Origin of the sequence: Haliscomenobacter sp. (assembly GCF_041740695.1) — a bacterium.
In the GTDB taxonomy this organism is placed as follows: domain Bacteria; phylum Bacteroidota; class Bacteroidia; order Chitinophagales; family Saprospiraceae; genus Haliscomenobacter.
The window spans coordinates 37,893-60,883 of sequence record NZ_JBGSLK010000145.1; the positions used below are offsets into that span (position 1 = coordinate 37,893).

General features: G+C 48.2%; 21 protein-coding genes. 8 read left to right on the forward strand and 13 right to left on the reverse strand.

Features of this window, described 5'->3' with window-relative positions; translation table 11 throughout:
• Nucleotides 1-232 precede the first annotated feature (232 nt).
• From ACEW9O_RS29925 to ACEW9O_RS29935, 3 genes are read right to left on the reverse strand one after another with little or no spacing between them, the layout of a single operon-like run.
• Complete coding sequence (locus ACEW9O_RS29925) at nucleotides 233-1,087, reverse strand: FAD binding domain-containing protein (RefSeq protein ID WP_373553917.1); 855 nt, start codon at nucleotides 1,085-1,087, stop codon at nucleotides 233-235.
• 10 nt (nucleotides 1,088-1,097) lie between these two features.
• The gene (locus tag ACEW9O_RS29930) at nucleotides 1,098-3,467 is read right to left on the reverse strand and encodes a xanthine dehydrogenase family protein molybdopterin-binding subunit (RefSeq protein ID WP_373553918.1); all 2,370 of its coding nucleotides are present in this window, start codon (nucleotides 3,465-3,467) and stop codon (nucleotides 1,098-1,100) included.
• Nucleotides 3,464-3,952, reverse strand: coding sequence for a (2Fe-2S)-binding protein (locus tag ACEW9O_RS29935; RefSeq protein WP_373553919.1), 489 nt, complete (start codon nucleotides 3,950-3,952; stop codon nucleotides 3,464-3,466). Before ACEW9O_RS29935 ends, ACEW9O_RS29930 begins: the two co-directional genes overlap by 4 nt.
• 466 nt (nucleotides 3,953-4,418) lie before the next feature.
• On the opposite strand from ACEW9O_RS29935, the gene ACEW9O_RS29940 reads away from it, so the two are divergent.
• Complete coding sequence (locus ACEW9O_RS29940; protein WP_373553920.1) at nucleotides 4,419-6,722, forward strand: hypothetical protein; 2,304 nt, start codon at nucleotides 4,419-4,421, stop codon at nucleotides 6,720-6,722.
• Here the strand turns inward: ACEW9O_RS29940 and ACEW9O_RS29945 are convergent, their stop codons facing one another.
• Nucleotides 6,723-8,177 carry a hypothetical protein gene (locus tag ACEW9O_RS29945; protein ID WP_373553921.1) on the reverse strand — a complete coding sequence of 485 codons (1,455 nt, stop codon included), beginning with the start codon at nucleotides 8,175-8,177 and terminating at the stop codon, nucleotides 6,723-6,725.
• A 330-nt stretch (nucleotides 8,178-8,507) separates the two neighbouring features.
• Here ACEW9O_RS29945 and ACEW9O_RS29950 point away from each other — a divergent pair, with 330 nt between their 5' ends.
• Entirely contained in the window at nucleotides 8,508-9,278 is a 771-nt protein-coding gene (locus tag ACEW9O_RS29950) for an OmpA family protein (RefSeq protein WP_373553922.1), read from the forward strand.
• A gap of 115 nt (nucleotides 9,279-9,393) precedes the next feature.
• On the opposite strand, the gene apaG is transcribed toward ACEW9O_RS29950, so the two are convergent.
• From apaG to ACEW9O_RS29965, 3 genes are read right to left on the reverse strand one after another with little or no spacing between them, the layout of a single operon-like run.
• Nucleotides 9,394-9,780: a Co2+/Mg2+ efflux protein ApaG gene (gene apaG, locus ACEW9O_RS29955; RefSeq protein ID WP_320031853.1), complete on the reverse strand. Its 387-nt coding sequence runs from the start codon at nucleotides 9,778-9,780 to the stop codon at nucleotides 9,394-9,396.
• Nucleotides 9,781-9,804: 24 nt separating this feature from the next.
• Nucleotides 9,805-10,368 carry a guanylate kinase gene (gmk, locus tag ACEW9O_RS29960; RefSeq protein ID WP_373553923.1) on the reverse strand — a complete coding sequence of 188 codons (564 nt, stop codon included), beginning with the start codon at nucleotides 10,366-10,368 and terminating at the stop codon, nucleotides 9,805-9,807.
• Nucleotide 10,369: 1 nt separating this feature from the next.
• Nucleotides 10,370-11,233, reverse strand: coding sequence for a YicC/YloC family endoribonuclease (locus ACEW9O_RS29965; RefSeq protein WP_373553924.1), 864 nt, complete (start codon nucleotides 11,231-11,233; stop codon nucleotides 10,370-10,372).
• 212 nt (nucleotides 11,234-11,445) lie between these two features.
• Here ACEW9O_RS29965 and ACEW9O_RS29970 point away from each other — a divergent pair, with 212 nt between their 5' ends.
• The 3 genes from ACEW9O_RS29970 (at nucleotide 11,446) to ACEW9O_RS29980 (ending at nucleotide 14,805) form a co-directional block, all read left to right on the forward strand.
• On the forward strand, nucleotides 11,446-11,772 hold the full coding sequence (locus tag ACEW9O_RS29970; RefSeq protein WP_373553925.1) for an HU family DNA-binding protein: 327 nt from the start codon (nucleotides 11,446-11,448) through the stop codon (nucleotides 11,770-11,772).
• 63 nt (nucleotides 11,773-11,835) lie between these two features.
• Nucleotides 11,836-12,615: a tetratricopeptide repeat protein gene (locus ACEW9O_RS29975; RefSeq protein WP_373553926.1), complete on the forward strand. Its 780-nt coding sequence runs from the start codon at nucleotides 11,836-11,838 to the stop codon at nucleotides 12,613-12,615.
• Nucleotides 12,616-13,245: 630 nt separating this feature from the next.
• Entirely contained in the window at nucleotides 13,246-14,805 is a 1,560-nt protein-coding gene (locus ACEW9O_RS29980; protein WP_373553927.1) for a ribonuclease E/G, read from the forward strand.
• Nucleotides 14,806-15,057: 252 nt separating this feature from the next.
• On the opposite strand, the gene ACEW9O_RS29985 is transcribed toward ACEW9O_RS29980, so the two are convergent.
• A complete protein-coding gene (locus ACEW9O_RS29985; protein ID WP_373553936.1) occupies nucleotides 15,058-15,894 on the reverse strand; it encodes a DUF6089 family protein in 837 nt (278 codons plus the stop codon).
• Between the two features lie 268 nt (nucleotides 15,895-16,162).
• Between ACEW9O_RS29985 and ACEW9O_RS29990 the strand changes: the two genes are divergently transcribed.
• Together ACEW9O_RS29990 and ACEW9O_RS29995 are read left to right on the forward strand one after the other, a co-directional pair.
• A complete protein-coding gene (locus tag ACEW9O_RS29990; protein ID WP_373553928.1) occupies nucleotides 16,163-17,122 on the forward strand; it encodes an Rpn family recombination-promoting nuclease/putative transposase in 960 nt (319 codons plus the stop codon).
• A gap of 103 nt (nucleotides 17,123-17,225) precedes the next feature.
• On the forward strand, nucleotides 17,226-17,714 hold the full coding sequence (locus tag ACEW9O_RS29995) for a hypothetical protein (protein ID WP_373553929.1): 489 nt from the start codon (nucleotides 17,226-17,228) through the stop codon (nucleotides 17,712-17,714).
• A 435-nt stretch (nucleotides 17,715-18,149) separates the two neighbouring features.
• Here ACEW9O_RS29995 and ACEW9O_RS30000 read toward each other — a convergent pair whose 3' ends face one another.
• Nucleotides 18,150-19,022, reverse strand: a complete 873-nt coding sequence (locus tag ACEW9O_RS30000) for an ABC transporter ATP-binding protein (protein ID WP_373553930.1) — start codon at nucleotides 19,020-19,022, stop codon at nucleotides 18,150-18,152.
• Nucleotides 19,007-19,681, reverse strand: a complete 675-nt coding sequence (gene modB, locus ACEW9O_RS30005) for a molybdate ABC transporter permease subunit (RefSeq protein ID WP_373553931.1) — start codon at nucleotides 19,679-19,681, stop codon at nucleotides 19,007-19,009. Before modB ends, ACEW9O_RS30000 begins: the two co-directional genes overlap by 16 nt.
• Before the next feature lie 121 nt (nucleotides 19,682-19,802).
• On the opposite strand from modB, the gene ACEW9O_RS30010 reads away from it, so the two are divergent.
• On the forward strand, nucleotides 19,803-20,270 hold the full coding sequence (locus ACEW9O_RS30010; RefSeq protein WP_373553932.1) for a hypothetical protein: 468 nt from the start codon (nucleotides 19,803-19,805) through the stop codon (nucleotides 20,268-20,270).
• Between the two features lie 121 nt (nucleotides 20,271-20,391).
• Here the strand turns inward: ACEW9O_RS30010 and ACEW9O_RS30015 are convergent, their stop codons facing one another.
• The 3 genes from ACEW9O_RS30015 to ACEW9O_RS30025 all read right to left on the reverse strand — a co-directional run bounded on the left by ACEW9O_RS30015 (nucleotide 20,392) and on the right by ACEW9O_RS30025 (nucleotide 22,798).
• Entirely contained in the window at nucleotides 20,392-20,865 is a 474-nt protein-coding gene (locus ACEW9O_RS30015; protein WP_373553933.1) for a hypothetical protein, read from the reverse strand.
• A 158-nt stretch (nucleotides 20,866-21,023) separates the two neighbouring features.
• Entirely contained in the window at nucleotides 21,024-21,731 is a 708-nt protein-coding gene (locus ACEW9O_RS30020) for an SAM-dependent methyltransferase (protein ID WP_373553934.1), read from the reverse strand.
• 2 nt (nucleotides 21,732-21,733) lie between these two features.
• Nucleotides 21,734-22,798 (reverse strand): alkane 1-monooxygenase, encoded by a 1,065-nt coding sequence (locus tag ACEW9O_RS30025; RefSeq protein ID WP_373553935.1) that lies wholly within the window; start codon nucleotides 22,796-22,798, stop codon nucleotides 21,734-21,736.
• Between the last annotated feature and the right edge of the window lie 193 nt (nucleotides 22,799-22,991).

The following is a 22,991-nucleotide window of genomic DNA, read 5'->3' on the forward strand; positions in this document are numbered from 1 at the left end:
ACAAAACAAAAAAAACGGCGACGAGTATTCCCCGCCGCCGCCCGTATTGGCAATAAAGATTCTTCAGCGCATGTTTAATTTTTTTGTTTTAAGCGAAAATGAGGCCAATTTCGGCTGAATGAGACGCGAAAAGCGGAGTTTAGCAGCGCTAAATGAGCATTTTCGAGGCGAAATGCAGCCTAAATTGGTCCATTTGCAGCAAAACAAAAAATTTAAACATGCGCTCAATCAATCATCCAGCTACCGCCGTCAAAGCCCGTTTGGCGTACACCTCCGCCAGGTGTTTGCGGTAATCCCCCTCAGCGTAGTGATCACTCAGGATGGATACCCCTTGCGCCGCCTGGGCTGCCGCTGCTGCGATGTTTTCAGCCGTAGCCGCCTTTCCTATCAGCGCATTTTCCACATTCACATCGCGAAAACAAGCATCGGCTACGCCATTGAACGCTACCCGAACATTGCTGCAAGTACCATCGCTCACCTGTACCACTGCGGCACAACCCACAATGGCGAAGCGAGAAGCCGGTTGCATGAACTTCTGGTAGGTCGATTTGGTGCCTGCGGCGGGAATCGGCACCCGGATTTCGGTCACGATTTCACCCTCTTGCAGCGCAGTGGTGTAAAAGCCCAGGAAAAAATCCTGAGCGGCCAAAGTGCGGCTTCCAGCTTGGCTGCGCAACACAATCTCGGCATCAGCAGCGAGCAATACGCCGGGCCAATCCGCAGCGGGATCGGCATGGGCAATGCTTCCTCCGATGGTGCCCACATTGCGCACCTGTGGATCGCCAATCAGGCCCGCAGCTTCGGGCAACATTGCAATGTGCTGAGCCAGGAGCGCCGAGTTGGCAATGTCCTTATGCGTGCTGGTTGAGCCAATGGCGATGGAATTGCCTTCCTGGCGGATGTAGCGCAGTTCAGGGATGCGCCCAATGTCGATGAGTGCTCCAGGCTGGTTCAGGCGCAATTTGAGCGCGGGAATCAGACTGTGGCCCCCCGACAAAATTTTGGCATAAACGTCCGGCTGGGCCAACAAGCTCAATGCTTCATCAACTGATCCAGCGCGGTAATATTCGAAATTTGCAGGAATCATCTTTTTAAATTTATTTTTGATGCATTGCTCGCCAAACCCGTTGAGAGGTCATGGGCATTTCCAGGTTCTTGATGATGCCGAAGGGCGTCAAAGCGTCCATCACTGCATTCACTACCGCTGGGGTAGAACCAATACAACCTGCTTCCCCGGCGCCTTTCACACCCAGTGGGTTGTGGGGGCAAGGGGTCACTTTGCGATCAATTTCAAAAGAGGGTAAATCGTCCGCACGTGGCATGGCGTAGTCCATAAAGGAGCCCGTCATCAATTGGCCTTCCGAGTCGTAAGCTACCCCTTCCAGCATGGCCTGACCGATACCTTGCGCCAAACCGCCATGGATTTGACCATCCACAATCATCGGGTTGATCACATTACCTACATCGTCTACGGCGATAAAACGTTTGAGCGTCACCTTGCCCGTATCGGCGTCCACTTCGACGATGGCAATGTGGCAACCGAAGGGATAGGTAAAGTTGGTCGGATCGTAAAAGCTGGAGAAATCCAACCCCGGTTCCAGCCCTGCCGGGTAATCGTGGGGCACGTAGGCGGTGAGCGCAACATCCCCAAAGCCAATGCTTTTATCGGTGCCCTTCACCGTCCACCTGCCACCTGCGTATTCGAGGTCCTCCTCGGCTGCTTCGAGTTTGTGGGCAGCAATTTTGGCCCCTTTTTCCAACACCTTATCGATGCTCTTCACGATGGCACTACCACCTACCGCCAGGGAACGCGAACCATAAGTTCCCATCCCGAAAGCGACGGAGTCAGAATCGCCGTGGACAATGTCGATGTCTTCCATGGCAATCCCCAAACGATCGGCCACCACTTGTGCAAAGGTGGTTTCGTGCCCCTGCCCATGCGAGTGGGAACCCGTAAACACGCTCACTTTGCCCGTGGGTTGCACCCTAACCTGGGCCGATTCGTACAAGCCAGCGCGTGCGCCTAGCGCACCTACCACAGCCGATGGCGCAATTCCACAAGCTTCGATGTAGGTGGAAAAACCAATGCCGAGGAGTTTGCCATTTTTGCGGCCTTCGGCCTGTTGTTTGCGGAAATTCTCGTAGTCCACCATTTCCAGGGCACGCTCCAGCACGGGCTCGTAGTTGCCACTGTCGTATTGCAGCGCCACCTGGGTTTGGTACCCGGGTTGGGTTATACCGTCGAAGGCGGGAATGAAGTTTTTGAAGCGCAAGGCAGCGGGATCCATGCCCATTTCCAGCGCAGCGGTATCCATCAGGCGCTCCAAGAGGTAAGTTGCCTCCGGGCGACCAGCGCCGCGGTAAGCATCCACCGCATTGGTGTGGGTGAACACGGCCGTAACATCCACGTGGATTTTGGGCGTGGTGTACAACCCTTGCAAGAGGGTACCATGCAAATAAGTAGGTACCGCTGGCGCAAAAGTTGAAATGTAAGCCCCCAGGTTGGCAAAGGTACTCACGCGCAGGGCGGTGACGTTGCCCTCCTTGTCAAAACCCATCTCCGCCGTGGTCACGTGATCGCGGCCATGTGCGTCGGTGAGGAAAGCTTCGCTGCGGGTGGAAGTCCACTTGATGGGGCGACCAATCTGTTTGGAAGCCCAAATCACCAGTGCTTCTTCGATGTAGTGGAAAATTTTGCTGCCAAAGCCCCCACCTACGTCGGGCGCGATGACCTGTACCTTGTGCTCGGGAATGCCGAGTACGAAGGCACACATGAGTAAACGAGTCAAGTGGGGGTTTTGTGACGTAGTGTACAAGGTGAATTTGTCCTTGGAATCGTCGTAGTGTCCTATTGCTGAGCGCGGTTCTATAGCATTGGGGGCCATCCGTTGGTTGACCAAATCCAGGCGAGTGACGTGGTGTGATGCGGCAATGGCAGCATCCACTTCGGCCTTGGGGTTGCCCAACTCCCAGTCAAAACAAATGTTATTGGGGGCATCGTTGTGGACCAGCGGCGCTCCAGCTTTGACAGCCTCGGCAGGATTGGTCACGCAGGGCAATACCTCGTAGTCGATTTCGATGAGGTCGGCTGCATCGCGGGCGGTGGCCGCGTCTTCGGCGATGATCACGGCAATGCCGTCACCTACGTGTTTGACCCGATCGGCCACCAAAAGGGGGTGGGGCGGCTCCTTCATGGTGGTGCCGTCTTTGAAGTTGACCTGCCAGCCAGCGGGAACCCCGTTGATGCCAGCGGCAGCGATGTCTTTGCCCGTAAATATCGCAACTACCCCAGGGTGAGCCAGGGCCGCGTCAATATCGATGCTCAGGATGTTGGCGTGGGCATAAGGGCTGCGCACGATATGGGCGTGGGTCATGCCAACGAGTTTGATGTCGTCGGTGTATTTGCCTTTGCCCGTGGTAAAGCGCTTGTCTTCAACGCGCTTTACGGATTGACCGATGTATGTCATAGTACTGCTGCGTTGGTTTCTTTTAATTTATTAGCCGCCCACTGGATCGAGCGGACAATGTTGTGGTACCCGGTACAGCGGCAGAAATTGCCTTCGAGCGCGTGCCGGATTTCGGTTTCGGAGGGGTTGGGATTGTTTTGCAACAAATCGGCGGCGGCCATGATCATGCCCGGGGTACAAAACCCACACTGCAAGCCATGTTCTTCTTTAAAGCCTTCCTGAATGGGGTGCAGGCTGCCGTTTTTGGCCAGGCCCTCCACCGTGGTCACCTTGCACCCGTCGACTTGTGCGGCCAGAGTGGTGCAGGATTTTACGGCCAGGCCGTCCACCAGTACCGTACAGGCCCCGCAACTACTGGTGTCGCAGCCTACGTGCGATCCCGTAAGTCCCAAAGCCTCCCGGAGGTGGTACACCAGCAACTGGCGAGGTTCAACCTCACTGGTGTAGTTTTTCCCGTTAATGCTTACTGAAATTTTTACTGACATAGGTTATGGTAATTAGTGTCTTGCGAAAATGGTCATTCCAGGCAAAAGAAAGCCTTGTTAAAAGGATTGTATCTCTTTAACAAAAAGGAGATACGAGAATTTTATTTTGTTGGATTACCAAATCAAGTGATTTTTTTGGGGAAATGCAAGGATTGCGGAATTTTTGGGGGTTATTTAGAATGGGTCTAAGGTGGGATACGGGTGAGCCGATATTTGCGATACTGTGGGGGTATTTAAATGGTAAAAATTTTCCAAAAACTCCAGGTCAGTGGAATAAATTTTTCCTCTAAATCATCAAATGCCTTTTTTAATGGAGAAAATTTTCCAAGTCAGCTGCAACGCTTTACCCGCCAGTTCAAGCGCCAAAAAAAGTCCTTATCTTGACAGGCATTATTTGTACCCAAGCGATTTGTTGCAAACTGAGTATTTTACCACGTGCACCATCGCCTGAACAAAGTACCCAAGCATGACAAGTTGGAGCCTATTTGTACCATTTTTTAGTCGAGCCCTGCGCATGATTGCTACCGGAGCCACCCTCCTGGCATGGGCGTGCCTGTGTTTTTGGCCAGTCACCTTGGGCGGCGACTGCGGCCCCAATTTGCAGGAATTCAAAGGTTTTTCCTTTTTGCGTTCCAGCATCATCAAGGGTGCGGCGGCGGGTGCCCCCTATGTGTTGGGCTTCGATGTATTGTACGAGCGCTACGGGGTGCAAAAGACCAACATGATGCAGGACAACCTCGACGAGTGGCATAGCCGCTACTGCGCCCAGGCTGAAAAAGCGGATATTTATGCGGTGGTCTACGACTGGCCGAAAAGTGACCTCGAAGAAGTGATCAATGGCATCACCGTTAAGAGTTACGGTTTGAGTCCTTATTTGCGCCAGAATACTTTTGCTGCCTATTTGTACCGCTACGGCTGCACCGAAACCCTGCGCTACCTACAATACACCCGCGATGTGGAGCCCCACGTAACCAGCACCGACCCCTGGGAGGATCGCCCCAGCAATCTGGCCATCATCAATAGTTTGATTGTACGGGGGCGCGACGAAATGATGCAATGCGCTTCCCACTACATCCGCTTGCGCTATGCCTTTCAAATCATTCGCCTGGCCCATTATTCCCGGCAGTACAACCGTACGCTAGAGTTGTACGATTGGTTGATGCCCAAAGTTGACAACGACCCCAGTTTAATCGAGTACTGGATTCTAGGGCATCGGGCGGGAGCATTACAGGCACTGGGGCGCTATCCCGAGGCAGCGTATGCCTATGCCAAGGTCTTTTTGCATTGCCCCAGCAAACGGGAATCGGCCCTACAAAGTTTCCGCATCCGCAGCGATGAAGAATGGAAAGCGACCTACACCTTGTGCAGAAGTGACCAAGAGCGCGCCACGCTCTACGCCATGCGGGCCTACCTCGATCGTAGCCGGGCCCTGGAGGAAATGAAACTCATCTATGCACTTGATCCCAAAATGGAGTATCTAGACGTATTGCTAGTACGGGAAATGCGGCGATTGGAAAAACAGTTGCTGGGTTTGGAATTCAATAAAAACCGCGATCGGAATCGGCGTTACCATAAAATTCCCCAACCAGGGATCGATGATTATTTGATTCAGGTGCAAGAATTTGTACAAAAAATCAATCTAGAGAAAAAAACGACCAACTCTGAACTCTGGGCCATTGCTGAGGGCTACCTGGAAATGGTTTCTGGTGATTTTTACGCAGCCATAAAATCTTTTGAGCGCATTGAAGACAGCATCAAGGACGAGGCGATGCGGGAGCAACTGAGGATATTTAAGCTGGGTGCTCAAATTGGATCCTATCAGGAAGTCAGCGACGGCATGGAAGACGACATAGCCACGATGATGCGGAGTAATGAGTTTTTTCTGCGTTTTCCATCCAAATTTTTACCCTACACCCGCGATAAACTGGGCTGGTTGTACAGGCGGTACAACATGCCAGGCAAAGCATTTTTGGCTTACTACCCTTTCCGTGACTTGAGGGTCAACCCTCGGGAAACCGAGCTCAACGACCTGTTGTTCATGTTGCAACAACAGCGACTCAACCGCATGGAACGCAATTTGCTCAAACAAGGCGATACCCTCCTGACGATCAACGATGTCCATATGCTCAAAGCCACGGTTATGCTGGATCAGTATCAATTGATACCCGCTTTGGAGGAAATGAAAAAAATTGACCGCAATGCCTGGACGGATTATGGGGTGTGGGCACCATTTGTGGAGCGTTTTCACGATTGTGTGAATTGTCCAATTCGGGATACGGTTACTTTTTTGAACCGGGGGGAAATCATTGAGCGGATGCTGGATTTGGAATACCGTGCCTTGGCCAATCGCCTCGAAGGCGGAGGCTTTTTTTACCAAATGGGCCTGGCCTATTACAACATGAGTTATTTTGGTTCAGCCTGGCAGGTGATGGACAATTTTCGCAGTGGGAGCAGTTTGAAACGGCGCAAAAACGCCCAGGATCCCAGTGTGGTGCCCGATGAACGTTTTGCCCTCGGCAATCGGGAGCATTTTGACTGTAGTCAGGCTTTGAACTACTTCACTATGGCTCGGCAGTTTACAGGCAGTCGCGAGCTGGCCGCCAAGGCTAGCTTTATGGCGGCCCGCTGTGAACAGAATAATTTTTACTGGCGTGGCGGAACCCGCACTTACGAAAACTTTGAAATCCTTAAACGGGATTATGCCGACACCCAGTTTTATGCCCGCATAGTGGCCGAGTGCAAGTATTTCAAGTTTTATACAGCGCGCTGATCAATTGTCCTTGAACACCTGGTCGATCTCCTCGATGCGGAAGGTCAGCGTACGCGGGGCATTGTAGGGCATTTGGTTGTCCGTAGCGGTCAAAATGATGCGCTGAGCATCAATCTGTTCACAATAAAAGGCGCTCAACATAAATTGGGGTCTTCTCCCGGTGATCCTGGATTGCACAACGCCATGAATCAACTCCCCATTGGGGCCGATTCGAATCAATTTATAAGGTATTTCGGTGGGACTGTCTATTTGCGTTTGTAGAAAAAATGACGTGTCCCCTTTGATGAATAGATTGCAATCATACATGGCACCCAAAAAACCGTGCCGCATCCGGGGAATGATGCTGATGTACTTGGCCTTGGCCTGATCATCGAAGCGGATCAGCATATTTGCACCATTGTACGTGGCCAGCAGGTACATTTGCCCTTGGGGTTGAAGATACAGTTTGTAGATGTTGTAATCGGAAAAGCTGGCGGCAGAAAAATTGTCCCCCAGTACCGAATCTTGGCGCGCTGCCCGTTCGGCGTTCTGGTACAAGGCCTTGGGAAAGGCATCAATGTTTTGGGTATACACTTCTGTGCTCAAAGGCATTTTTAAGGTATAAAGACCATTTTGCGTGGTAATGCCGATGCCGTAAAGGGTTTCATTGGCGGCCAACCCGAACTTGAGGCTGGTAAAATAAACGCCTTTGTCCAGTTGAGTGCGCAGCACCCGGGCGGTGTCTATATCTTTGCGGATGTGCAGGGCCATGTGTTCGATCAAGTTGGCTTTGATGACCGTTGCGGCTCTAATCCGGCCCGTGTAGTTTTCGGCAAAAAGAAAAAACTCACCATTGTTGCGCAAAGCGCAGTTGTTGATCAAAAACCGATTGTTGAGGTAAGGTAAGGTGTATTGCTTCGACCATTGTTTTTCCAGCGAACGATTGTAGACCTGCACATTGAGCCGGACCGAGTCTTCGGAGTAGGCATAAATCCAGCTGTAAAATCCGATGTGGCTACTATCGGGGGAAATGCAATAACCCAGGTAACTGGAACTGCTGCTAGGCCGGGGGGTTGCCACCGCATCGATGAGTTGACTGTGTTTTTCTTTGAGGGTTTTGGCGTCGAATTGCTGCAAAAGAAAATTGCTGCGGCCTGGACCCGGATGGTAGACTGAGGTCAGCAGGTTCAACACCCCATTCCACAAAAATACGTCTTTGACCTGGGCTTTGAAGGGACCTGTTTTTAACGATACCAGTTTTTCAGCTTTGGCCGTAGAGGTATTGGAAATACTTTGAAAGTACAATTGCATAGGTGCCCCGGTACTGCTCCAGTTTTGTTGAACCGTAAGCACCTGAGTGGGGCTTACCGGAATGATCCGGCTAAAGATAAAAACATTGGTATCCAGCCGAGCTTGAGCAAAGGAAATGGAAACAAATCCAAAAATAGTACAAAGCAGGACTAAAGGCTTCTTCATAAAATGCAGTTTAGTAACGCACAAAAATTAACTTCCCGATTTTTTGCGTCATACTTAGGTGGTGAATTTAAGCTTTGATTTGCAGTTCAGCATCATTTCCGTTCCTTAGAGTCCATTTCAGACCCAAAACTGACATTTAGCAGGCCTACATCGCTAATAAATTTAAGGGTTGTTTTGTTTTATTCACAAAATATACCTTGTTTTGCAAGATAAAAGCTGGGATTAGGGCGTTTCCTATTTCTAAGAGCATGTTAAACCTGCTCGAAGCTTGACTGGCGAGAGCGCCATCATGGTTACGAAACTATTCATTTTCAAATTAAACAGAAAAACATGCGTCTAGTACTCAACTTACTAGTAGTTGTTCTTGCGCTAGGTTCTATGCAATCTTGTGTTTCCAAGAAAAAGTTCGATGAACTGCTCGCCAGCAAAGAAGCAGCAGACAAGGCTTTGGCTGAAACACAGACAAAAGTAGCCAACCTGGAGAAAGAAAACGTCGACCTGAAAGCCCAATTGGAAGCTGAAAAAGCTCGCTTGAACGGCGAAATCGCCAACTTGCGCAAAGATCTTGATGCCACTAAGGGTCAAATCAGCGCAGTTCAGCAAAAATTGGACATGAGTCAGGCTGAACTCACCAAAATCAAAAATGAGGTCAACGGAATTTTCTCTGCTTACAAGAGCAGCGGCTTGACTGCCGAAGAAAGAGATGGCCGTTTGTACCTGATGACCAGCGCACCAATGGACTATAGAACTGGTTCTTATGCGCTGTCTAAAGCACAACGTGAAGCAGTAGCTCAATTGGCAACTACGCTGAAAAGCAATCCAAAGTTGAAAATTTTGGTTGAAGGCCACACTGATACCGACAAGGTACGTGGTGGTGGTGCGTACCAAGACAACTGGGAGCTTTCTTCCAAGCGTTCTTTGGCCATTTGCCGCGAATTGATCAAAAATGGTGTTAGCCCTGCACAAGTGGCTACCGTTGGCCGTGGCGATACCATGCCTAAAGCTGACAACGGCTCTAAGGAAGGCAAAGCTGCCAACCGCAGATCTGACGTAGTAGCAGATCCAGATATGGCGCCTCTGCTCCAAATCAGCAAGCAATAATCAGTATCCCTGATTGAGTAGAGACGCATAGCCGTGCGTCTCTATGGCAAAAAAGAAAGCCGGATTGAAGATGACTTCGATCCGGCTTTCTTTTTTATAGCACAAATTTTAGCACTTAATTGAGTTGAAAAGGAGCAATCAACTGAAAGGCTGGAATATCCACCTGGAATAGATCTCCTGAATGAATGTTTTGCATCTCGTACGAACCCACCATGCGCCCCATGCCAGTATGCAAGTTGCACCAGGATACGTATTGATGCGATTCATTGGGCTCCAGTACAGGTTGGCGGCCAATCACGCCTTCCCCTTCCACTTCGCGTACAATCCCATCTGAATCAGTAATCACCCAATGGCGCCGCATGAGCTGCACCGTCATGTCGCTCAGGTTTTCAATGGTAATCCGATAGGCATGAATAAACTTAGCCTCAACCGGATTCGAATAACTCGGTTGGTAAAAAGTTTCTACCGATATTTTAATGCCATTGGTGATGAGTGTGTCCATGACGTATGCTAGCTAAGAGCTTATTTAGGTATGGATAAATCGGCGAACGACCATTTGAGCCTCGTCGAGTGCATCTTCCAGTACATCGTTAACCAGAATATGGTCAAATTTGTTTTCAAATGTAAGCTCTTCTTCGGCTTTTGCCAAACGCTTGCGCAAGCTTTCTTCATTTTCTGTCTTGCGTTGGCGCAATCGTTCAAATAAAGCCGCTTTAGAAGGTGGTTTCACAAAGATAGCCAAGGACTGATCAGGGTAGGCATTTTTCAGGTTGACTGCCCCTTTTACGTCAATGTCAAAAACGATGTGTTTACCTTCTGCCCAAATTCGATCCATTTCTCGGCGTAGGGTTCCGTAAAACAGATCAGGATACACTTGTTGCCATTCGGCAAAAGCATCTTCGGCAATCAATTTTTTAAACTCAGCTACACCTATATAGTAGTAGTCTTCTCCTTCCACTTCATTTGGACGGCGTTCGCGAGTAGTAGCCGAGATGGAAAAAGCCAACTCGGGCATGGTATTCAACAAATGCCGGACAATGGTCGTTTTACCCGCCCCCGAGGGCGCAGTCAAGATGATGAGCTTGCTCATTTTACAAACAATTAGCGACCTGCTCTTTGATTTTTTCCAATTCATCTTTCATCACGACCACCAGGCGCTGAATTTCGGATGAATAAGCCTTAGCCCCCAGGGTATTGATCTCCCGACCAATTTCCTGGCTGATGAAACTGAGTTTGCGGCCTTTCTGGGTGCCGGGCTGGCTTAGCTCTTCGATGAAGTACTTGCAATGTTGAGCCAGGCGCACTTTTTCTTCGGTGATGTCCAGCTTTTCGAGGTAATGAATGATTTCCTGCTCAAAGCGGTTTTCATCAATTTTTTCCTTGCCCAGCGATTCTTCCAGGTTTTGGTGCAAACGCTGGCGCATCCGTACCACCCGTTCACCTTCCAGGGGACCTACTTTTTCCAGGTTTTCCTGAATCAGTACGATGCGGCTGCGCAATTCCTCTTTTAGGACATTACCTTCAGAGGCCCGGAATTGTTCAAATTGTTCGATGGCTTCTTTGATGGCGGAGTAGACATTCTCCCACTCTTTTTCTTCAATATCCTCATTGGCACTGGAAACTACATTGGGCAAACGCAAAACTGCCTGCAACAAATCCCCCGTTTCTACCTTCAACTCTGCGCTAAGCTGTCGCAACTCCACTACGTAGCGCTTAAATAGTGGGATGTTGAGCGCAAACCCATCTTCACCCGTAGAAGAATTGATTTCCAAAGTAAAATCGATTTTCCCACGTTCCAGGCGTTCGGTCAAAATTTTCCGGATATCTGGTTCCTTTTCTTTGTAATGTTGGGGGGCCTTTAGCCGGAGGTCGGTGAATTTGCTGTTCAGCGACCGAATCTCTACAATAATCGTCTTGTCGAGGTAGTTGCGGCTTACCCTACCATAGCCGGTCATCGATAATAACATAGAGTTGAAAGTAGGCATTCCTCGTCCAAAGTCCGAGGGTGCTAGGTGAGCGGCAAAGATAATGAATTGAAAATTAAAGAAAACTAAAGAAATAAAAGCGCTTTTAGTTTTTAAATAAGGAAGAAAATTACGAAATTTGCCACTCGCTTTCCGAATAAGCCGGAAACATTTATAACTTACTATAAACCAAGTATATACCGATGAGAAAAGCTGATCTAGTTGCAGCAATATCTGAGAAGACAGGTGTACCAAAAGTTGATGTACTTGTAACGTTGGAGACTTTCTTCAAAGAAGTAAAAGGCTCTTTAGCCGAAGGGGAGAATGTGTACATTCGCGGGTTCGGTAGTTTTGTGATTAAAAGACGCGCCAAGAAAATCGGTCGCCACATCAAGAAAAATGTAGCGATTGAGATTCCTGAGCACTTTATTCCGTCTTTCAAACCAGCAAAAGTGTTCGTTGAGCAAGTAAAAGCCAACGTAGATTCTTTGCCGAAAGACAACTACGAAGAAGACGAAGACGAAGATTAGCATCCCACCCAGGGTTCCGTGGGGTCAAACCCAATGGTTCCTGGTCTGGCATAACCAGCACCGATGACAAAATTGCAATATGCTGTAATCGCAGCCGCTTTATTGCTGTTGCTTGTTCTCCGCTTCGGTTGTGAAACCAAAGCACCAAAAATGAAAGGCCTGGAAAAGTCCCGGTCACTGGTTGCACAAAACACGGACATCAATGTGCTCCTTCCAGCTGCAAAGGATAGCCTCGAGGCGAATGACGTAGCACTGGTAGAAGCACTGGAGGATGAACTAGCCCGCCAAAGCAGCGATACCGCTAAAATCGCGGTACTCAAACGCCTGGCTGGTGAGTGGTATAGTTTGGGCAACGCGGTCATTTCTGGGCATTATGCCCAACAAATTGCCGAATTGCTCAATACTGAGGAAAGTTGGTCGATTGCTGGAACTACTTATGCCCTTGCATTGCCAGGGCTGAGTGATCAGGTAGTACGAGACTTTGCGGCTTCGCGTGCTACCAAAGCTTTTGAAAATGCCATCTCTATCAATCCTGAAGAGCTGTCGCATAAAATCAATCTGGCTTTGGTGTACACCGACAATCCACCGCAGGACAACCCGATGAAAGGTATCCTGATGCTTCGTGAATTAAACGACAGCAGCCCCGATAATCCGGCAATTTTGGTGCAATTGGGACGTTTGGCTATGCGTACGAACCAGTTTGATCGTGCCGTAGAGCGTTTGGGACGAGCCTTTGAACTCGATCCAAGCCTTACAGAAGCAGCCTGTATGCTTGCCGATGCGTATAATGCGTTAGGCGACAAGGCCAAAGCAAATTCGTTTGCAGAAAAATGTACCCGTTAATGGGGACATCAGGAAATAAATTTATTCACCTTTAAAAGGTCATACTATGCCTTGCGGTAAAAAACGTAAAAGACATAAGATTGCCACGCACAAGCGCAAGAAGCGGTTGCGTAAGAATCGTCATAAGAAGAAGAACAGATAGTGAACTGTGCTGGCACGTATGGTATGCGGAGTCAAGGTTATTGAAATTAGCCTAACTCGTGTGCAATACGCAGCACGCTTCACTGATCAACTTATTTTTATAAAGTGGCTCCGGAATTTGTAGATGGGCATTTCTTGCGGCATTAGTCACCAAGTTTGTCATCTGCCGGAAAATCCAGATTGTAGGCCATGTTGCCCACAATCTGGATTGTGTGCATATGGCCTACTCAAAAGTTACAAATACGGCATTACTATTTTTATGTCCAGCTTGGACGGAACCGGTCAAGATAAGAGCAGTTGTGAGCTTTTTAATGTTGATGTACATTTTTCGTCTATTTTTCAGCCCCAACAATACAGAAAAAAATTCCTCTTATTTTTGATTTCCACAAGAGCTAATGACCATAGGTACTGCCTGATTATTTTACTTTTTCTCTTCTCCGCCGCCTTTGTACGCTCTATACAGTCCGGATCGCCTTAAATTGGCAGTCTGTGGAAAAAGATCTTATTATTAATTCAACTCCCACAGAAGTCGAAATTGCCCTTTTGGAAGATGGCAAACTGGTGGAGATACACTACCAGAAAACCAACAACAATTTCACCGTTGGTGATATTTTCCTGGGCAAAGTCCGGCGCTTGATGCCGGGACTTAATGCGGCTTTTGTAGACATTGGGCACAAAAAAGATGCCTTCCTACATTACACCGACTTAGGACCGAAACTCCGCTCCTTGTTGAAATTTACCCAACAAGTTTCCGGCGGACAATCCAACTCCTTCAGTCTGGATAATTTTGCCATTGAACCAGAGATCAATAAAAATGGCAAAATCGATCAGGTGCTCAACAAGCGCCAGAATGTACTCGTGCAAGTACTCAAAGAACCCATTTCCACCAAAGGCCCACGCCTGAGTTGTGAAATCACCATTCCTGGCCGTTACCTGGTCCTTACTCCTTTCACCGACGTGGTGGCCGTTTCCAAAAAAATTGCCAACAACGAAGAACGCAAACGTTTGAAGGTGCTGATCGAAAGCATCAAGCCCAAAAACTTTGGCGTGATTGTGCGTACGGCAGCAGAAGGAAAAAAAGTGGCCGACTTGCATGAAGAACTCTCCTACATGCTGGAGAAGTGGGAGGAGATGTACAAATCCATGTACAAAACGGATGGCCCCGCCAAATTGCTCAGCGAACTGGACAAAACTTCCAGCATCCTGCGCGATCTGCTGAGCGATTCCTTCAGCCGCATCGTGGTCAACGACAAGGAGTTGTACCTCAACATCAAGAGTTACCTGGGCTCCATTGCCCCGGATCAAGTCAACATCGTGAGCCACTACAAAGGCACCAAGTCGATTTTTGAAACCCACGGGGTCACCCGCCAGATTCAGGCATCTTTTGGCAAAACGGCTACCATGTCCAGCGGAGCTTACCTGGTGATCGAATCTACGGAAGCCATGCACGTCATTGACGTGAACAGTGGGCACAAAATGTCTAGCACCAACGCTGAAGAGGCGGTGTCGAAGGTGAACATGGAAGCGGTGGAAGAGATTGCTCGCCAGTTGCGCCTACGCGACATCGGGGGCATCATTATCGTCGACTTCATCGACATGAAAAATCTGGAATACCGGAAGGATTTGGTCAAGGAGATGAAGAACGCCATGAAAAAAGACCGGGCGCAACACACCATTTTGCCGCTGAGCAAATTTGGTTTGATGCAAATTACCCGCCAGCGGGTACGGCCTGAGGTGAAGATCGACACGACCGAGGTTTGTCCTACTTGTGATGGCACCGGAAAAACAAATGCTTCCATTCTGATGGTGACCGACATTGAGCGCGATTTGGCTTACATCCAATCTGCCCATCCCAAGTCAAAGATCAAACTCGTGGTACACCCGTACCTACAGGCTTACCTGACCAAGGGCTGGTTCAGCAGTTTCCAATGGAAGTGGTTCAAACAATACTTCCGGCGCGTCGACATCGCTGCGGATGGCACCTACCATCTGGGGAAATACCGTTTCTTTGACGACAACGACGATGAGATCAGGCTAAATGCCATGTGATAACCGATGAACTTATTCGTGGGGGATTAGCCCATGAATTTATTCGTGTGGGGGAGGATTCTGGGGCAACCTGGAATCCTCTTTCTGTTTGAGCCATGGGGCAACCACAGCCGGTACGGCAGGATTGGAGGCCAAGCATCAAAAGGCTGATGGCTATACTCCAGATTAGGCGTGGGTAAGTGCTTTGCTTGGTCACGAGGTTGTATTTATACCAACTTTTAGCAAATCTAAAATGGTTGATTTCCTTTAATGCTACGGCTTCGGACAAGCCAAATTCCCAAAATACCGGACAATCCCAATCTGAATAAACACCAAATTGTCCTTGTTGCTGCTGTTCCCGCGTTGAGAGCCTTCTTTGCCGAGCTGGCTGCTATCCACACCCGGAATCATGATGGAGCGATCGGAAAGTGCAGCGGCTACTTCGCCCCGGCTGCGCAGGATGTCTTTTTTATCCGCATAAACTGTACTTACGTCATCGATGTAATCAGTAAAGGCGGCACGGGCACCCAACTCAAGGTTCAGGCTCCAGTTTTTGCTCACGTCAATTTTCAAGCCACCGCCATAGACAAAACTGCCACTCACGCTGTAATATTCTTCTCCTTTAAACTGCCCTTCGGTGCCCAACTCACGCAAGTTATAGCGCGTGCCGTCCAATTCCGCCGTTGGATTGAAGGAAAAGGCTGAAAAACCTGCAAAAAGGTAAGGGGTAAAAAATTCCGATCGGCTGCCATGTACATAAGGCAAAAAGTTAATTTCAAATTGCCCACTGACATCAAAAACTTCCGAGCGAAAACTGAGGTTACGCGCCTTTTCAAAAGGATTGCTCGAGCGGGCATCGTCACCGCTGACGACGCCGTAGCCACCACCCATTTTGAAACAAACACGATTGTTGAAATTGTATCGGGCAATGATCCCGCCTGCTGGCCGGGGATCACCTAGGTTGTAACTGGTATTCAGGTCGCCAAAATAATAGGCTGTTCCCAGCCAAACACCAGCTTCCCAGCCTTTTTGGGCCCAAGTTGTAACCAGAAACAAGCTGAAAATAACACCAAAAACAATCCGCAAAAACGGCTTTCCACTCAGAATCATCGTATGCACAGTCTTAATTTTGCTTTAGGAACGATAAAAATTGGCGCAAAGGTACAGTGGGGGGTATTTTTTTCGCTACTAGGCGCTGATTATCTGTTGAATTTTTCATCATCACCCACCTCAAAACGCTCCGCCGATACCATCCGAATCCACATCTCAGAGAAGCTAATATTCCCAATACACTCAATTTGCCCTGGTCAAAACCCGTCAAAAATGGCTTGATTCATGCCCAACTCATCCCCTATCTTGCTGCTTCAACCAAGCAATTATGTTCATTTCAAAAGACATTTTATGGAAGGGAATTATAGAAAACCTAGTGGATGACTTCATCCGGCATTTCTTCCCAGACTACGTAGAAGAGATTGATTTTGAGCTCGGTTTTGAGTTTTTGGACACCGAGCTACAAAAACTTATGCCTGATAATCCGGGGCAAAACCGACACGCCGACAAGCTCATTCGGGTGTGGTTGAAAGATGGGCAAGAAGCCTGGTTTCTAATCCATGTAGAAGTTCAGGGCTATCAGGATAGCCAGTTTGCAGTCCGGATGTTTGAGTACATGTACCGCATTCGGGATAAGTATCAACGGCCAGTGACTGGGCTAGCCATTTATACTGATTGGAATCGGAATTATCACTACACGCAGTTTGCTGAGACTTTTTTTGGAACGGAGGTCATCTATCGGTTCAACACCTACATACTTCGGGATCATCCCGTAGCTGAGCTAATGCAGAACCCCAATCCTTTCGCGGCAGTGATGGAGGCCGCCTGGCAACAATTGGGCAAAAAGAAAACCGATGATCAACTTTATTCAACGAAACTAAATTTGATCAAAAGTTTATTGAAACGTAAAGTCAGTCGTGAAAAGATCGTCAGCGTGATCAACTTCATAAAGTATTTCGTGCCCTTTACAAATTCGGAAAACCTGCTTAAATTTGAACAAGATTTAAATCAACTCATCAAAGCAAATCAACCAATGGGAATCCAGGAAGCAATTTTGGAAGAGGTTAAACAACAGGGGATTGTAGAAGGACTTGAGCAGGGGATTGAACAAGGCATTGAAAAGGGCATTGAGAAAGGTATCCATATAGGCGAAGTCAAACGAGAAGAAGAACTCCTCAAACACGCCGTACCTGAGCTGGCACAATTGGGCCTGGAAGCGGAAAAAATTGCCGCTATTTTGGATTTAGAAGTAGAAGCGGTTCAAAAGGTATTAGAAGAGCGTATATAAAAATGAACTCAAGTAACTCCAAAGCAACCCGTATCATTTAGAGCTATACCCAATTAATTGTATTGATCAATTCTAAGATGTGACCGCTTATTAATCAATCGTTATGGACTATTTTGAGCTCATCAATTCCAGCAAAGCAGCTGAATTGGCTTATGCCAATTGGTACTACCATTTGCCCAACGAGCGCAAAGCGCAGATCATGTGCGATACCTTTGAATTTGGGGTAAATGCCGTACTATACAACTACCGCAAGGAACATCCATTTTGTACCGAAGCTGAAGCGCTGTTGTTTTACATGGAGCAAAACCTTAAACCCCATTTTTCAGAGAGTACCTGGGCCTTTGTCCGAAAAACAATGGAAGAGAAAGCTGAGCAAGAATGGAAAAAACGTTTCAAAGCAATGAAAGATGACCTGGATTGGTCTTATACCGATATGGCGAACATCATGAATAGCGACAGTGTGGATGCAGTAAAATCCTCGGTTTCGCGGAAGCTTCCTGGCTTCGCAAAGCTGGCCATTGGGGTGTATGAGTTGATGCAGGGGAAGGATAATGTACCAGCGGGGTTTTCAGCCTCCAACGAAAGAAAATAAAATCAAAAATATAAACGAAAACCAAAAAACATAAACAAGTAAATTTCTCTTTTTGATGATCTTTTTTAACACGACATTGTCCTCATTAGTTGATTCAATTAAAAAAGGTACAATATCACGATTGATGTGGTTCCGTAGAATAACATCCGAAAAAAAATTGAAGGTTCTATTTTGCCTATGCACCCTTATTTTTGAAGAATATACAGCAATGACGAAAATGGAAATCAAGGTTAAAAAAAACAATAATGAAACGGTTAGATCAATTACATTTTGCATAATTGGAAAGTTTTATTGCTGTAACAAAATTTTGCTCAGATCGTCCAAGTCTTCCCTCAGCAACTTTAGTAACCTACACTGGAACCACACCTCATAATTTATCCCCAATACCCTTATCTACTCTATCAACTCAGAATCAATGACATTTGGATTTTACCATCACCTCAATTTCTCCTCATCACACACCTCAAACCGCTCTGCCGATACCATCCTAATCCATACCTCTTGCCCTGGAAGGTAGTCCGCAAATGCTTTCGCAGGCTCCGGCATCTGCAACTCATTGTCCCCCAATTGCACCCGAATCCGCCCATTTTGCGGCGCTAGCCAGATGGCACTCAGCAGCAAACCCGCAGGCTTAGTTTCCTGAGTCAAATTTTCAGAGATAATCTTTCCCTTTTCCATCACAATGACCCGATCAGCCAGGCGTTGAATTTCTTCGGGATGGTGGCTAATCAAGAGTGTGGTCAGGGCATACCGCTCATGGAGCAGGCGGATAAACCCTTGCAAATGCTCCCGCATTTGCGTATCCAGGGCTGAAAGGGGCTCGTCGAGCAACAACAATTTGGGGCGACGCACGAGGGCACGGGCCAGGGCCACCCTCTGTTGTTGGCCACCTGATAATTCCCGGGGATAAGCCGTTTTCAGTTCCTGCAAATCCATCACTTCCAATAACTCCTCAATGAGGGTCTGATTTTCGGTTTTAGGCAAGGCAAACTGCAAATTTTGCAACACACTCATGTTGGGGAAAAGTGCATAATCCTGAAATACGACCCCTATCGAACGTTGTTGCGGGGCTAAAAAAATGCCTTGTGCGGAATCCTGCCACAACTCACCTTGCACCCACAAACGCCCCTTGGCCCTTTTTTCCAACCCCGCTAGGATGCGCAGAATCGTCGTTTTGCCACTACCCGATGGCCCAGTCAAGGCCAGCAGCTCTTTGGGGTAAAGCTGCAAGTCGACCTCCAGGTAGAAGGAGCGCTGGGAATCCTTGAGCTGTAGGCTACAATTGAGGCTGCTTATCGAGTGATCCATTGTTGCGAGCGGCGGTTAAAGCGGAAAAATAGCACCAAAAAAACAAAAGTGAGCACAACCATAGTGAGGGCATACTGATTGGCCGCAGCAAAATTGAGCGCTTCCACTTCGTCATAAATGGCAATCGAGGCTACCCGGGTAACCGAAGGAATATTGCCCCCAATCATCAATACCACCCCAAACTCGCCTACCGTGTGCGCAAATGACAACACAATCCCGCTCAAGAGGGCCGGGCGTATGTTGGGCAAGAGCACCCGCCATAAGGTGACCCAGGTCGATTTGCCCAGCGTATAGGAAGCTTCGGCCAAATGCGGAGGTAAATGTTCAAATCCCGATTGCAGCGGTTGCACCATAAATGGAAAACTGTAGATGACCGAGCCCAACACCAGGCCTTCAAAGGTAAACACCAGCCGGATGTCCAGGTTGTTTTGCAACCATTCCCCCAAGGCGCTATTCGGGCTAAAGGCAATCAGCAAATAAAACCCAATCACCGTAGGTGGCAATACCAGCGGCAAACTAACCATTGCTTCAAACACGGGCTTCAAAAAACTCCGGGTATACGCCAAGCGGTAGGCAATGGGAATGCCCAAAACCAGCAAAATGACCGTGGTGACGCCTGCCAAGCGCAGTGTGAGCAATAAGGTGTTGAAAAAATCCATTTACTGAAAGTACATTAGGTGTTCAAATTAGGGGCTTTTTGGAAAAATATAGCGCCTTTGACCAAGTATTTTCCCAAGCCTTATTACCTTGATCCAATAAAACATTAAAAACTTATATACCATGTCCAACCTGTTCAGATTATGCGCTTGCCTGATTTTGGCAATCGCATTTATGGCTTGCCAGCCTAAAGCAAAACCAAGCACCGAGGAAGAAACCAGTACAGAAAGCGAATTCACAGTCGAGGATGGCACTACTTGTTACCTCTTCACCGAAGGTCAAGACTCTACTTACCTGACTTTAACCGTAGAAGGGACAAAGGTAACGGGCTATATGGCCTGGGAACCCTGGGAAAAAGATGGTGCCCGTGGCGACCTCTCCGGTACTCTAGACGGCAACAAAGTGACCGCCGACTGGGATTACGTGATTGAGGGAAGTGAACAAGCCGAAGAAAAAATCTTCATCATCGAAGCTGACGCGGTTGGCGAAATGACTGGAGAACTGACCGAGGGCTCCGGCGGGAAACTGGTGCTGAAAGATCCGGCTAATGCGAAGATTGGAACGTATCTGGGGAAGGTGAACTGCCAGTAAACGTTGAGGAAGGTTGAGAAGGTTTAGGCTGCCGCAGCGACCCGGTCACCGAGCGGAGCCGAGGTGCAAAATCGCTGCGGCAGCCTAAACCTTCTCAACCTTCATAAACCTCCCTAAACCTTTAATTGAACTGATCCAAACAGTCAATCACAGCTTTCAAGGTCACAAACATCGGCTCTCGGCCTTCTTTGGTAACCGGGGTATCCTCATCGTCCAGGAGCGCGTCCTCTATGAAGGCCAACAAATCTTCTTGTTTGGTAGCCTCAAAAAAGGGATCGAGCCGGTCCCGGAATTTTTTACCTACACTGGCTTCCAAAGATTCCCAGCTGGCCTCTTCAACATCGGAAATGGCCGAGGCAGGGATTGGATTGATTTTTTCAACCTTGGTTCGCACCGCTTCCCAGATGATCAGGAGCAAGTACAAGAGAAAATCTTTCTCATCTTCATTAAAAGTCGCCTCGTCTTCGGCAAACAGATAAGACATCATTTCAGCCTGTTGGCTTTCGATGGATGCCAGCGCGGCATCGTAGCGCTCATCAGAATCACTGATGGCGTCAATGGCGAGGTCGATGGTTTTTTCGTCTATAAAAAGCATGGTCGAGTGTGTTCAAAGATTCAGCGTAGTCAACCTACTTTAGTTCATCCATAAAAAAAAATCGGTCGACAAGCTTTCGAAGTGGTTTTCACGCAGCAAATAAAGTCAAAACACTTAAGCTTTACAAATAGGTCTTGAGAAAGCTAAAATTCAAGCGCTCAACCCAACAAAAATATCGCTGGCCGTTTGTGCAAATCCGCCGGAGGATTTCGCTTCCATTCTGCTACTTTCCGGGTCACAATGTATTCGCTGGGCAGGGTCAAATCCACGGCTATACACAAACGCGTTTGGGGTGCCAGGTGCTGAAGCGCGGCGGCCACAATCTGCTGATTGCGGTAGGGCGCTTCAATAAAAATCTGGGTGCATTGATCGCCTTGGGCCAACTGTTCCAGGTGTTTGAGTTGTTGCCCCAGGTCCTGCTTTTTGGCACTCAAATAGCCTTGAAAGCAAAACTTTTGGCCATTCATTCCTGAGCCCATCAATGCCAACAAAATGGAAGAAGGGCCCACGAGTGGTACAACTTGAATGCCTTGCCGATGCGCGAGGTCAACCACTACTGCGCCTGGATCGGCCACCCCCGGGCAGCCTGCTTCCGACATCAAGCCGATATTCCGGCCACTGAGCGCTGGTGCTAAAAAGGAACGGTACTCTGCCTCTTTGGTATGTTCGCTGAGTTCTACCATTTCCAATTCCGGCAGTGGGCGTGGATGTTGAGCCGCCTTGATAAAATGCCGGGCGGTTTTGGCGCGCTCCACGATAAAATAGTCCAATTGCCAAAGACATTCTTTGACATATTGAGGAATGGTATGATGGGCAGTTTCGCCCAAGGGCACCGGGATCAAATACAGTTTGCCAGTTTGTTGCATCGTTATATGGTTGGCATTGAAAGCCGCAGTTGTGCTTGTTTTACCCTCGGGTTCATCAATGTAAACCATAAAGGGGGAAACAAAGCAATGATGATGGAAGTAGGATAACCAAAGGGCAATTGTGGACTTTCGTCAAAATGCCGCAATACCTGGTACTTGCGGCTTGCCTTGAAATGGTGATCCGAATGTCGGGTCAATTCGTACAAAAAAATGCGCCCCAGCTCGTGGTCCGAATTCCAGGAATGCCAGGCCTGAACTGGTTCGGGACGGCCATTGGGCAATGTCTTTCGGCGCAAGCCGTAGTGCTCGATGTAATTCACGGATTCCAGCAATAAAAAACCAAAAACCGCTACAGCCAGGGCATACCCCAGCATCCACCAGGCGTAGACCAGCCCAATACAGAGCAAATACCCCAGTTGGATTACCTGAAAACGCAGCATTTCGTTTTGCCAGGAAAACCAGGATAGCCCCATTTTTTGCAAACGTTCGGCCTCCAGTTTCCAGGCGTTGCGCCAGGAACCTACTACCGAGCGCAACCAAAAAGTATACAGGTTTTCGCCAAAACGCGCCGAAGCGGGATCGGCATCTGTACTCACGTGTTTGTGGTGCCCTCGATTGTGTTCGATAAAAAAATGCATGTACAGGCCACTCAGCAATAAAATTTTGGCCATCGTTTGTTCGCTCTTTTTACTGCGGTGCCCCAATTCATGGGCTACATTGATGCCAATGGTTCCTACGATCAAGCCTACACTACAGGTCATCCCTAGCAATTCATAAGTTGCGCTGTTCCCCGCAAAAATTTGCTGAAAATACACGTGCAAAATGAAATACAACAAGGGAATATTGAGGTACAATAATAGGTCAAAAAACCACATGTTGAGTTTTTGATCTTCTTCCTGTGGCGACAAATTACGCGCCGAAGCAGGACTAATCAACTCCAGTAATGGAATAACCACAAAGCCGACATAGATGCCTGCAAAAGACCAATGGCCCTGCTCATACAAGCCCCAAAGGGTCGCCAAAGGAGCAGAATAGGCAATGAGGTACTTCAAATCACTCCATTTCATGGTAAATGTTTTTATGCAGCGGATTCAATGACATAGTTCCTCGGGAACTCCCAAACATTTAATTATTTTTGCCTCCTCAAAACTGAAAACTTGAAACTGTGTTAGAGTGAAGGTCGAGGAAAGTTGAGAAGGTTGAGAAGGTTGAGGCTACCGCAGCGATTTTGATACTGGCAATGTCAAAATCGCTGCGGTA

Excerpts from the sequence above, each read along its gene's own strand:
- ACEW9O_RS29925 (WP_373553917.1), bottom strand. The coding sequence starts at position 1,087 with ATGATTCCTGCAAATTTCGAATATTACCGCGCTGGATCAGTTGATGAA.
- ACEW9O_RS29930 (WP_373553918.1), bottom strand. The coding sequence starts at position 3,467 with ATGACATACATCGGTCAATCCGTAAAGCGCGTTGAAGACAAGCGCTTT.
- ACEW9O_RS29935 (WP_373553919.1), bottom strand. The coding sequence starts at position 3,952 with ATGTCAGTAAAAATTTCAGTAAGCATTAACGGGAAAAACTACACCAGT.
- ACEW9O_RS29940 (WP_373553920.1), top strand. The coding sequence starts at position 4,419 with ATGACAAGTTGGAGCCTATTTGTACCATTTTTTAGTCGAGCCCTGCGC.
- ACEW9O_RS29945 (WP_373553921.1), bottom strand. The coding sequence starts at position 8,177 with ATGAAGAAGCCTTTAGTCCTGCTTTGTACTATTTTTGGATTTGTTTCC.
- ACEW9O_RS29950 (WP_373553922.1), top strand. The coding sequence starts at position 8,508 with ATGCGTCTAGTACTCAACTTACTAGTAGTTGTTCTTGCGCTAGGTTCT.
- apaG (WP_320031853.1), bottom strand. The coding sequence starts at position 9,780 with ATGGACACACTCATCACCAATGGCATTAAAATATCGGTAGAAACTTTT.
- gmk (WP_373553923.1), bottom strand. The coding sequence starts at position 10,368 with ATGAGCAAGCTCATCATCTTGACTGCGCCCTCGGGGGCGGGTAAAACG.
- ACEW9O_RS29965 (WP_373553924.1), bottom strand. The coding sequence starts at position 11,233 with ATGACCGGCTATGGTAGGGTAAGCCGCAACTACCTCGACAAGACGATT.
- ACEW9O_RS29970 (WP_373553925.1), top strand. The coding sequence starts at position 11,446 with ATGAGAAAAGCTGATCTAGTTGCAGCAATATCTGAGAAGACAGGTGTA.
- ACEW9O_RS29975 (WP_373553926.1), top strand. The coding sequence starts at position 11,836 with ATGACAAAATTGCAATATGCTGTAATCGCAGCCGCTTTATTGCTGTTG.
- ACEW9O_RS29985 (WP_373553936.1), bottom strand. The coding sequence starts at position 15,894 with ATGATTCTGAGTGGAAAGCCGTTTTTGCGGATTGTTTTTGGTGTTATT.
- ACEW9O_RS29990 (WP_373553928.1), top strand. The coding sequence starts at position 16,163 with ATGTTCATTTCAAAAGACATTTTATGGAAGGGAATTATAGAAAACCTA.
- ACEW9O_RS29995 (WP_373553929.1), top strand. The coding sequence starts at position 17,226 with ATGGACTATTTTGAGCTCATCAATTCCAGCAAAGCAGCTGAATTGGCT.
- ACEW9O_RS30000 (WP_373553930.1), bottom strand. The coding sequence starts at position 19,022 with ATGGATCACTCGATAAGCAGCCTCAATTGTAGCCTACAGCTCAAGGAT.
- modB (WP_373553931.1), bottom strand. The coding sequence starts at position 19,681 with ATGGATTTTTTCAACACCTTATTGCTCACACTGCGCTTGGCAGGCGTC.
- ACEW9O_RS30010 (WP_373553932.1), top strand. The coding sequence starts at position 19,803 with ATGTCCAACCTGTTCAGATTATGCGCTTGCCTGATTTTGGCAATCGCA.
- ACEW9O_RS30015 (WP_373553933.1), bottom strand. The coding sequence starts at position 20,865 with ATGCTTTTTATAGACGAAAAAACCATCGACCTCGCCATTGACGCCATC.
- ACEW9O_RS30020 (WP_373553934.1), bottom strand. The coding sequence starts at position 21,731 with ATGCAACAAACTGGCAAACTGTATTTGATCCCGGTGCCCTTGGGCGAA.
- ACEW9O_RS30025 (WP_373553935.1), bottom strand. The coding sequence starts at position 22,798 with ATGAAATGGAGTGATTTGAAGTACCTCATTGCCTATTCTGCTCCTTTG.